This is a genomic window from Sulfurovum sp., from assembly GCF_041551015.1.
In the GTDB taxonomy this organism is placed as follows: Bacteria; Campylobacterota; Campylobacteria; order Campylobacterales; family Sulfurovaceae; genus Sulfurovum.
Window position 1 is genome coordinate 1 of the sequence record NZ_JBFENQ010000054.1, and the last position, 10,909, is coordinate 10,909.

8 protein-coding genes, 1 pseudogene and 1 riboswitch are annotated in these 10,909 nt (G+C 33.1%); of the genes and pseudogenes, 5 read left to right on the top strand and 4 right to left on the bottom strand.

The window, feature by feature from the left end; translation table 11 throughout:
* From ABZC96_RS05020 to ABZC96_RS05030, 3 genes and pseudogenes are all read left to right on the top strand, one after another.
* A pseudogene (locus ABZC96_RS05020) lies at positions 1 to 204 on the top strand (ferredoxin oxidoreductase); the annotation flags it as partial.
* Entirely contained in the window at positions 204 to 905 is a 702-nt protein-coding gene (locus ABZC96_RS05025) for a 2-oxoacid:acceptor oxidoreductase family protein (RefSeq protein ID WP_373029523.1), read from the top strand. The pseudogene ABZC96_RS05020 and the gene ABZC96_RS05025, both read left to right, overlap by 1 nt.
* Positions 906 to 1,074: 169 nt before the next feature.
* Entirely contained in the window at positions 1,075 to 2,046 is a 972-nt protein-coding gene (locus ABZC96_RS05030; protein WP_373029524.1) for a GTP-binding protein, read from the top strand.
* 126 nt (positions 2,047 to 2,172) lie between these two features.
* On the opposite strand, the gene ABZC96_RS05035 is transcribed toward ABZC96_RS05030, so the two are convergent.
* On the bottom strand, positions 2,173 to 4,833 hold the full coding sequence (locus tag ABZC96_RS05035; protein ID WP_373029525.1) for an EAL domain-containing protein: 2,661 nt from the start codon (positions 4,831 to 4,833) through the stop codon (positions 2,173 to 2,175).
* A 348-nt stretch (positions 4,834 to 5,181) separates the two neighbouring features.
* Entirely contained in the window at positions 5,182 to 5,640 is a 459-nt protein-coding gene (locus ABZC96_RS05040; RefSeq protein WP_373029526.1) for a hypothetical protein, read from the bottom strand.
* A 238-nt stretch (positions 5,641 to 5,878) separates the two neighbouring features.
* Positions 5,879 to 5,957, top strand: a riboswitch (cyclic di-GMP riboswitch).
* Positions 5,958 to 6,055: 98 nt separating this feature from the next.
* Here ABZC96_RS05040 and ABZC96_RS05045 point away from each other — a divergent pair.
* Complete coding sequence (locus tag ABZC96_RS05045) at positions 6,056 to 6,487, top strand: hypothetical protein (RefSeq protein ID WP_373029528.1); 432 nt, start codon at positions 6,056 to 6,058, stop codon at positions 6,485 to 6,487.
* 165 nt (positions 6,488 to 6,652) lie between these two features.
* Entirely contained in the window at positions 6,653 to 7,411 is a 759-nt protein-coding gene (locus ABZC96_RS05050) for a peptidoglycan-binding protein (RefSeq protein WP_373029530.1), read from the top strand.
* A gap of 238 nt (positions 7,412 to 7,649) precedes the next feature.
* Here the strand turns inward: ABZC96_RS05050 and ABZC96_RS05055 are convergent, their stop codons facing one another.
* On the bottom strand, positions 7,650 to 9,140 hold the full coding sequence (locus ABZC96_RS05055) for a hypothetical protein (protein WP_373029532.1): 1,491 nt from the start codon (positions 9,138 to 9,140) through the stop codon (positions 7,650 to 7,652).
* A 221-nt stretch (positions 9,141 to 9,361) separates the two neighbouring features.
* The coding region (locus ABZC96_RS05060; protein ID WP_373029533.1) for a hypothetical protein at positions 9,362 to 10,909 on the bottom strand (1,548 nt) is incomplete at its 5' end.

A 10,909-nucleotide genomic window follows, 5' to 3' on the forward strand; every position in this document is an offset into this window, starting at 1 on the left:
AGAGAAGCAATTTTAGTTGCTAGAGAAATCGGACCAACATTCCTTAACATTTACACACCTTGTATTCTTGAAATTGGACTAAGTGCAAATGAAGGACTTGGTGAAATGAAAGATCAAGATAAAGATAGATTTGCAACTTACACACATGTTTCACCAGAAGCAGAAGAGTTCTTGAAAAAATGTAAAGCAGAGGGACGTTTATAATGGCAAAAGATTCAATTAAAGTAAGACTGCCTGGACTAGGTGGTCAGGGGGCAGTTACTGCTGCGCACATTGCAGCAACAGCAGCGGATACAGAAGGTTACTACGCGGTTTCTAATCCATTTTTTGGTGCTGAGAAACGTATGGCTCCATCTGAGAGTTATGTAAGAATCGGAACGGTGCCTATTTATGATAGAGGTGAAGTTATTTATCCTGATATCGTTATGATTTTTCACCCACAAGTAATTACTATGGGTAAATCATACACAATGCCTTTTTATGCAGGTATTAAAGAAAATGGTCTAGTTATTATTAACTCTGATCACGATCTTTTAACTGATGCGGATAAAAAGACTCTAGATGACTTAAATGTAAAAGTTCTTACAAAAGACTTTACTCAATTCGCTATTGATCAAGCAGGAACTGAACTTGCTACAAATATGGCAATGTTAGGTGCACTGTTTGGTGCTTTAGGAACTGTTAGCAAACCTGCTATTGAAGAAGGTATTAAAGATAGATTCCTTAAGAAATATACAGCTTCGGGTGGTACAGCTACACTTGACTCAGTAATTGAGAAAAAGTTCAAGAAAAAACAAGAACTTATTCAGAAAAACCTTGACACTGCATCTGCAGCATTTGATTTAACTGCTGCATGGGCAAAAGAAGTTGGTTTAGCACAAATTCTAGATAACCCAGAGAAGTAATTCTTAATATTACAACTGTACCTTTGGTGCAGTTGTAATATAAGCCTACACAAGTTAATGCACTTATTAGATTTCTTTCCTAACCCTTTACACCTGCTAACATAAAAGATTATGAAATAAATCTATTTACAACATCTACTCATATTAATTTAATTTTTAAGGCACAAGCATGATACAATCATTTATCATTACAGGATTTTTAGGTGTTGGTAAAACAACAATGCTAACCAATACAGTCAAAGAACATTTCTCTGATAAGAAAGTTGCTATTGTAGTCAACGAATTTGGTGATATTGGAATTGATGGAAATATACTTAGTAATGTATACAGTGAAGTCCTTGAAATATCAGAAGGGTGTATTTGCTGTCAATTAGCCGAAGAGTTTGAGAGCGGTGTTATGGAGATTATTAATAAGTATGATCCTGAAATCATATTTGTAGAGACTTCAGGTGCGTCTGAACCTTTTCCAATCTTTTTATCGTTACAAAACCTTGGTATCTCTGTAGAAGGTGTAATTTGTGTTGTTGATTCTAAAAATATAGATTCATATAAAGACAATTCAACAGCTAAATATCAAATTGGTGGCTCAAACATAATGGTCTTGAACAAGACAGACTTAGTAAATGATGATGAATTAGAAGCTGTAAAAAAAGATGTCATTCAAATCAAAGACGAATACAATATTAAAAACACTCTTACGGGTAAGACTATCTTTAATAACTATGCCATTAACAAGGCAGAACAAGGTCTTGTAAGCAAAGAAGTCTTTGAAGGTATCTACCGTATAGATGAGATTGTTGGATTGGCTAAAGATTATCAACATCTTGATCATACTACAAATGATTCTATTACACAAAAAGTTGCTTACCTCAAAAAAGATATTGAATTTAATGATGTAGATGAAGTTTTAAACAATCTTCCTAAAAGTATCTACAGAGTAAAAGGTGTTGTAAAAGTAAAAGATGTGCCAAACCCTATCGTGATAAATTACTCATTTGGTAACGTCTCATTTGAAGAGTTAGATGAATATGATCAACAATCGATCTTAATATTTATCGGAGAAGCAATTGACAATGATGTGAATCTCTTATGTGATAAATTTGATTTTTTAAATGTACCTAAATTTAGAGTTAGCAAGTAGTTTAAAAGAAGTACTTTCTCATTGTTATGATTTCTACCTCCATGAGCATTTAGCTACTAAGTATTGTTTAGTAGCTACTATGCGACAAACATCAAAATAAAATTTCTTCTATTGAATAGTTACTTTTTAAAGTTTATTCACTATCTTTTCTTTTAAAAGTATTGAATGAAGTTCCTCATCTGATAAAGGATAAAAGCAGTAGTGACCCTGGATACACATGCAATTCTTGCTCATTAAAAAGTTTACTTGTTCCAAAGTTTCTATACCTTCAGCGATCAGTTCAAGATTAAGACTTTTAGCAAGTGCAATAATCGAATTGATTATTGCAATATCTTCTTCATCTTCTGGTATATCTTCAATAAAAGATTTATCAATTTTAAGTCTATTGATCGGTAGACGTTTTAGTAGAGATAATGAAGAGTAGCCTGTTCCAAAGTCATCAATAGCAATGTTTATGCCAAGATTACTAATCTGTTTTAGCTTATCAATGATCTCCATAGCATTTTTCATCATATGGCCTTCTGTAATTTCCAATTCTAGCCATTCTGGTTTAAAACCATACGTTTTCATATTCTTTTGAATATTATTGATGAAATTAGAAGACTCCAATTGTTTCATTGAAATGTTTAATGCAAGTATACCAGGGTTTAACCCTTCGTTATACCATTTTCGAACTTGTTTCATAGTTGTATGCATGACCCATTGGTCAATTTCAACTATCATACCAGTTTCTTCTGCTAAAGAAATAAATCTTTTTGGTGTTAGTAAACCTTTTTCTGGGTGTTGCCAACGAACTAAGGCTTCTATGCCTACCAACTTGTTGCTAGTTAGATCAATCTGTGGTTGATAGTGAATTAGAAACTCCTCATTATCAATAGCTTGACGTAAACTTGTTTTCATCTTAATTTGTTCTAAGGCAAGTTTTGTCATTTCGGGTCTATAGAATTGGAAGTTATTCCTACCACTTTCCTTTGCTATATACATAGCAGTATCCGCATATTTTAAAAGGTCTTTTTCATTATCAGCATCTTGAGGAAAGAAACTAATACCGATACTGCATGTAATATATACCGTATGGCCATCCACATGTATAGGTTCTGCAAACATATTAAGAATATCATGTCCCAATTTTGATGCATCTTTTGGATATTTTAAATGTTCCATGATGATAGTAAATTCATCGCCAGCTAAACGCGCCAATGTATCTTCTCTACGAATAGAATGTTTAAGTATATCTGCTACTATTTTTAGGACTCTATCTCCCACATCATGACCTAATGAATCATTGATTTCTTTAAATTTGTCTAAATCTATAAAAAAGAGTGCTAATTGACTTTGTTGTTGTTGAGCTATTTGAATTCCTTCCTTTAATCGAATAGAAAATAATGTTCGATTAGGAAGTCCTGTAAGTGCATCATGATGGGCTTGGTAATGTAAAATACTTTTTTGTTTCCTTACTTCATATTCTGCCTTTATTCGTTCGTTAATATCTTGAGTTAATTGATCCTTAGTTATCTCCAGCTCTTCAGTCTTCTTTAATAATTTCTCATTTATAGTAATAAGCTCACTTGTATTTTGTTCAATTTTACTTTTTAGAAAATTTTCGTTGTAGTTTTTTGCTTTTAAAAGTTGATCTCGTATGTGTATTTTATGAAGAATGGCTTCATGATACTTATTGGTCAATAGAAGTGAAAAAAAGATGATCTCAATGAATGAACCAAGCAAAAAAGAATATCTTGATAAATCTGTATTATCTAAAATACCATTAAATGTAAGGGTCATCAATCCCATTGTTGGCATATATATCATAAGTGCTATTAAGTAGTATCTAGCACTAATAAGACCTTGATACCAAACTTTGATTGCAACAAGAAGAAGGATTGTAAAAAACAGTGATGAATAAATATTAAATAACAGACAAGAATAGGGAATATTCTGAGATATTAGCAGTGCAAAAAGTATAAAAATTACTGCTGAGAGATTAAAGATCTTATAGACCAAAGGCATTCGTTTGTTCAACTCTAAAAAACGGCCTGAAAATAAAACTAGAAAGAGTACAACAAAAGTACCGACAACATGTAACCCCTCACTCCAACCAGAAAAACCAAGGCTTAAGTAAAAACCACTTTTCATACATATAAATACAATAAAAGACAATATATAAGCAATATAATAGGCAAATATACGATCTTTTATCACAATTAAGTTATATATATTTAATATAATTATAATAAATAAGAGACTCATATAGATGATATATTTGTCAGTAATGGAAATACGGCTGGGCCTGAAAAACTCTTTTTGGGTAAATATCTGAAATTCACCAATATGTCCTGAAAGTGTCTGGCCTTTTATGTAGTATGTTACGCTTTCACCCGAATTGAGGTGTAGTTTATACGAGGGATTGTTTTCTTGTATACTTCTTTCTTGGAGGCTGACCTCAAGCCCATTTTTCTGTACATTCCATGAACCATTGTTTTTGGTATAAAGATCTAATTTTGACCAAAAAGGTTCTGTAAAATACAGTACGAAGTCTTTATGATCACTATGATTTGTTATATTAATTTTAAACCATGCGGTACCTGAATAGTACCCTTGTGAAAATTGACTTGGTATACTATTTGTAAAGTGAGTCTTTTCAATATCATTAATGTCTAGCATATTATTTTCATCATAAAAATATTGAATTGAAAAGTTGTCATACTTCTGTTTATCATTGGTAAGGGCTACAGCAGCTTGCAATGTTACTGTACAGAAAAGTAAGAAGAGTAATATTTTTTTAAACATTTTATCCAACTAGCATGAAATTTATAATTCCTTAATATATTATTATAAATTATAATAGTATATTCTTAAGTTTAATGTTAATTTGAAAAAATGAAGATGTGAGGGGCAAAATTTAACTGTAAGATATTGGGAATAGGGGAGAGAAAATTATAAATATAGAAATAGAAGAACAAGTTAAAAATATATGAAAAATACTACTAATAGAAACGTTCGTATAAAATATAAGACATTCCACGAAAGAAAAATGTCATTCCTAATATAAATATACTAAAAAAGAAAACTTCTTCAAATGGAGTATGAAGAAAATAATAGGTGCCCCACAACTTTTTTTCATTCACTATAGTGTGTTTATATGTCTCTCTTATCTTTTCTTCTGTCTTTTCCGTTGAATGTTGTTGATGATAGATCTCTAAAGTCGTCAGTGAGACTGAAACCTGACATTTTTTCAAACTCATCAAAGTCAGGGTAATATACGATGAATGAAATTTCAGTAACATGGACCATATTCCACTTTTCAGCAAATACTTCTTTTTGGAATGTAACATGGGCAGAAATAGGGTGATTACCTTCTGTTTCATTTTTCTTTGTATTTTTATAGGTATATCTTACAAACCTTGGAACAAGTTCAAGTTCATTTATCTGGTCTATCTTTTCCTGTTTTGCTGTTGCTATAGCAGATTCATCTGCATTAGCATTTTCACAACCAAAATATCTCCCGCTTAAAACCCTGTTAAACGTTCTGCCTGGTGGATCTGGAATATACTCTTCTTCCTTTTTACCAAATAAGTTTTTCAACATCTTAATCATACAACTTCCTTATTTTAATATTATACAATATATTTTTTATAAGAGGAAATATATATCTTTTTTTGTGACATAATACATAGATGTTGATACCATATGAGCATCATCATATAATATGTAAAAGTGTGGATAGTGAAAACTCTTTATGGCTTAATTTATTCTATTTCTTAGAAATGTTTTCCTAAGATTAATTTAATTAAATATCCAATATAATCATTGTACAAACGTTATTTTTAAATATTATTGATTATGCCAAACTTGTTGTGAAGCAAGGACGGAAAGCTATGGGTCTTATATATTAAGATAGCCAAGTTGCCAAATACTAACACTCATATGTTATGTATAGTTCTTCTTTTAACACTTTTATTCATAAATCCTATTTAATTTACAATTTTATTATCTATAATAGAGGACAACAATGTACGAAAGAAAAGAGCATATAGAAGAAGAGAATCTAGACTGGGGAGGAGATCTTGAAAAGATCGATAATTCTAAGACAGATTCAGAGACAAAAGAAACTCAACATATCATACATCCTTCTACGGAACACAATAAAATAATCTTTAAGAAAAAAGCCAAAGTCACTCAAGTAAATATAAAAAGTGAAATTACCAATCTTTTAACGCAATACTCTGAAATCTCTTTGTTGCTTAGTCTTTTAATTTTCCCATATATGATAGGATTTTTTGTTGTAGCCTTTATTTTATTGTATGGTGGCGTACCTATTGATCTTTTTTTCACTTCAAAGGAAGGAGTTTTCCATTTTGAGCTTTGGTCTATTGGTTCATATATCTTTATAACAGTCGGAGTAATCTGGCTTGTTATGCTACTTTTTCTACAAAGAAGATAAATATATTTCTTCTCTTTATTCATACACTATATATTTATATTTTATAAAACTTTTCGCTTAAATCACATATATCATTCTATATGTGATTATTAAGCTTTATTATCTTAGAATTAATATCAATACTGCTCTATAAATATTATAATTACACAAATAAGGACAATGATGATGAAAAAGACAAAAAGTGTTGCAGGTTTACTGATGGGATCGTTACTTGTAGGAAATGTTGCACATGCAGACTTTGCTGATGGTCTTGTAGGTGGTTTAGTTGGTGGTGCAGTGGGTTCTGTAATCACCAATGAAGTCTATAAAAGCAATGCGCCTAAACCTGCTCAGCAAGCACCTGCTGCACAGCAAAAATCAGTAAAACAACAACAAAGATATGTTGCTCCAGAATACAATGATGGGATGAAGGTTCAAAAAGCATTGGCAAGTTTAGGTTATTACCGTGGACCGATGGATGGTGAAGTCAACTCTTTTGAAACACGTTCTGCGATCAAAGAGATGAACATCGCTTATGAGATAAGTGATAATGCCTCTTTAAAACCTGAAGCAAAAGATGCATTGATTTTCTTAGGTACACTTTTTGAATTTGATAGAAATCTTATATCTAGTGCAACTGATAAACGGAGTAAAGGTAAGAAGATCCAAACAGCTTTAAAGATACATGGTTTTTACTTTTCTAAAATCGATGGTGTAGTGGGAAGTGGTACACGTAATTCTATCGCTCAGTATAAAACTGCCAAAGGCTTATCTTATGGATCTGCACTGGATTTTGAAGAAGAGTATCAGCTCATCAGTTCTGCAAAAGAGATGAATGACAAAAATATCGAAGATACTATCGGGTCACTAAAAGGATTGGGTAGCAAGCAGGAAGCTCCTACTCAAATACTCAAAATGCAACCGGCACAAAGTGCCTATCAATAAAGATGTCTTTAAGTGTTTAACTTGAGTTTACTTTAGTTAGGCACATACTTTATTTTCATCTTTGGATATAGAAGATACTTTCTTCTTATTTTTTTATTGAGTTACTTGACAATGAATAAGAATACTAAACTGCATAGTGTTATGTTTGATGGATGGGAAATATTGATAAAAAGAGGAACAGTGTTTAAGTGTAATTGTATCGTATAATTAAAAAGTCAAGCCCGGAGGCTTGTACTTTTTAGTAAATTATAGGTGTTATTTTTGAACCTCCAAGACTAAGCTCAGTTATATTATTATCAACAGCATAATCAACTATAGTTTTTAAGTCACCATTGATATTTTCAATAATAGTGTTAAATCCATCGATCTCTTCTTGTGTCATATTTGCCATACCATCTGCAAACAATGCTCCAAACATAAACTCAGGGTTTAGGAATGAAATATCAATTGTTGTATTGTCGTCTGGATTAACAAATACTGCTATCTCACATGGAAGTGCAGGTGTGTGGTACTCACCAGTGGTAAGAGCTTCTTTAGCATATGTTGGAGAACATGCTTCAACTATCCAAGAACCACCTGGTACTTTTAATGGTTCAAGTCTTCCAGATCTCCATGCCGGATGTACTCCAATTTGCTCACTTGGTAAGGCATTTAGTAAGTCTGCCTCTTGTACACCAACTGTACCTTCTTCATCACTAGTCATAACAGAGATAATTTTTGCAGCTATATTTTTTGCATCTGTTGAAGTAAACTCTTTAGTTCCTTGATAATTATAGTGTCTATATGGTTCTTTACCTCCATTTGCTGTGTCTGTAGTGGCTATTGCTTTTGACATAGCTGAATAAATAGGCCCCATTTTAATAGCAGTTTTTGTATAAGTTTCATTATTTTCATCAAATGCATTATAAATCATAGCAAAGATTTCAGATTTTACTTTTGTTGGAAGAGCCATCATCTCTGTTGCGAAATTCAGGTTGGCCATTTCATCAGAATCAAAAACCTCAGTAAAGAAAAGTGTAAATATGGTTTCAGGATTTAGCATATCTACATATATGGCATTTTCATCATTGTATATAGTAACTTCACATGGAAGAGCAGTAGTATGATAAATACCATTAGGAACTAATGCACCCCAAGTTTCTCCTCCTACTTTTTTAACTCCTAATGCTTTCGCTGCATATGTTGAGTTACATACTTCTACAACTTTTACTTTTTTAGTATTTGCAGGAGACATAGCAACACTTGGATCTATAGGAAGTTTCGTAGGTATCCCAAGTATATGGTGACTTACTTCTGTGTCATTTAAATCATTTGTTGCTGGTAACTCAGTACCTGCAAGAATCCAGTTTGCACCTTGAAATGTCTCAGGATCTGATGTTGGTTCATCTACATTTGCAACATGTTTAGCGAATGTATTAGCAAGTTCGGCTACTTTTGCATACGTTGCAACAGGATCTAAGTTTCCATTAGAATCTTTAACCGTTGGAAATACTGCAACACGCTCAAATGGAGAAAAACTACCATCACCGAATGGAATTTCATCCCCTGGCACAAGTCCTACCAATGATTCTGCAATGGCAGCTTCTGAAGCTGCTTCAAGTGCAACAATAGCTGCCTGATCAGATGATAAGTCTGATGTAGGAGCACTACTACTGCTACCACAACCTGATGCCCCTAAAAGTAAAAGCGCTGAAAGCGCAACCGAACCTAATGTTTTTGAATATTTCATATATTCTCCCCCTAATTTTAATTTTATTGCATGTTTATGATATTAAATTAGTATGAACTAAGTATGAACTTAAGTTTAAATTATATTTATGAGACTAAAAAAATAATAATTACTTTTTATAGTAAATGGAATAATCAATTAGTATAAACTATGGAGTTGTTAGGAGAGTATATTAGTATTATTCCACCCCCTTTTTTTAGGGGTGGAATGAAGAAATTCAATTAGAGTGTTTCACTATGACTAGCTACTTCTGTAACTAATAGTTTCTTATCATCACTAACAGCTTGGTTTAACCAACCATCTTCTCCAGCAATAAATTTACCATTAGCACCTTTTTGCATGTAATAGACTTTATACTCTACTTTTACACCAGTTTTACCTACGATATCGTAAACAAGAAGATATGTTTCTGTCTCATTAGGACTTAAACGGTTATCATTAGCAACCATGTTTGAATCAAACCCAGGACGTACGACAAAGACACCATCGTATTTCTTACCTGTTTCATGTCCATAGATTCTTGTAAAGTTCTTTTTGTCAGTACTATCAACAATTGCAGCATTATTATTTGTTCCTGTTGTAAGTCCAGAAGTAGATACTGTTTGATCTGCAATGGTACTATCAGTACCTGGAATAGTTACCAGTGTCATATCAAACTTTTGAGAACTGACATCACTACCATTTAAGTCTGGAGCTTTTCCAGGGAAATCTAGAGTATCACTTCCATTCTCCATTACAGATACTGGATCAAATGCACTTGAGTGTAGGGTCTTGCCTGCTAATGGTTGTACATTATTTTCTATATCAGAAAAACTTGAAGTACCAAATGCATCTTTAAGTTCAACTATTCCCTGATCAGAAGTAACAATTACACGTGTTAGAACACGACGCATAGGGTGAGCACCTGGGAACATATGTGCAGTTTTATTTGTTAATGTTGTACTTACTACTAGCGTAGAGCCATCATTTAGCTGATCAAGTGAAGAATCAAATCCACTTTGAATTTTTGCAGTAGCACTAGTTTTATGACCCGTTTTACTCGCACCCAAGAATGCATGTGAGTTCAACCAACCATCTCTAACTGGATTTTCTCCAGCTGCTACTGTTGTATCGTCCGGGTTAAATTCTGCAGTTAAATGGTCATTGTCTGCAAGTGTCCATTTTAAGTCTGGTCTTGCCCATTTATGAAGTACTGTACCCTCTATTCTCTCCATGTGACATTTTTGACATTTCGGTGAACTAAGTGAATCATTTGATGCTATATCATTTCCTGTTGTAACTGCCATTTGGGTTGAACAGAGTTCCATGAAGCTACCTGCACCATCTTCACCTGGAGGTACTGCAGCACCCGCTGAACGCTGGTGGCATGAAAGACATAGACCTTTACCACTCTCGCCAAAATGGTTGTTTCCATCTCTGTCAAAGTGTGGATTAATTTGTGCTGATCTGTTTGTTTCATCCGTTACATTTTCATTTGAGATACCTGTCACACCAAATGGTCCATAGAACGGTCCACCAGTAAAGTGTACTTTTCCATCAGTTCCATTAATATCTTTACTTGCCATTGTATAACGTCCATCAGCAGACTTACCTTCATCAAAGGTACCGGCATCTCCACCTTTTGGAGTTGAATGATATGCGGCATATTTTTCAGGTCCCCAAAGTCTAAAGAACTTATTCATATCAGGATCAGTTGCATCATCATTATAAAGTAGAATATCACCAATATCTGCTTTGACTGGTCCATGAGGTCCAACACGCATCTGTTG

Bases quoted from the DNA above. Each gene is read 5' to 3' on its own strand.
- ABZC96_RS05025 (WP_373029523.1), top strand. From the start codon at position 204: ATGGCAAAAGATTCAATTAAAGTAAGACTGCCTGGACTAGGTGGTCAG.
- ABZC96_RS05030 (WP_373029524.1), top strand. From the start codon at position 1,075: ATGATACAATCATTTATCATTACAGGATTTTTAGGTGTTGGTAAAACA.
- ABZC96_RS05035 (WP_373029525.1), bottom strand. From the start codon at position 4,833: ATGTTTAAAAAAATATTACTCTTCTTACTTTTCTGTACAGTAACATTG.
- ABZC96_RS05040 (WP_373029526.1), bottom strand. From the start codon at position 5,640: ATGATTAAGATGTTGAAAAACTTATTTGGTAAAAAGGAAGAAGAGTAT.
- ABZC96_RS05045 (WP_373029528.1), top strand. From the start codon at position 6,056: ATGTACGAAAGAAAAGAGCATATAGAAGAAGAGAATCTAGACTGGGGA.
- ABZC96_RS05050 (WP_373029530.1), top strand. From the start codon at position 6,653: ATGAAAAAGACAAAAAGTGTTGCAGGTTTACTGATGGGATCGTTACTT.
- ABZC96_RS05055 (WP_373029532.1), bottom strand. From the start codon at position 9,140: ATGAAATATTCAAAAACATTAGGTTCGGTTGCGCTTTCAGCGCTTTTA.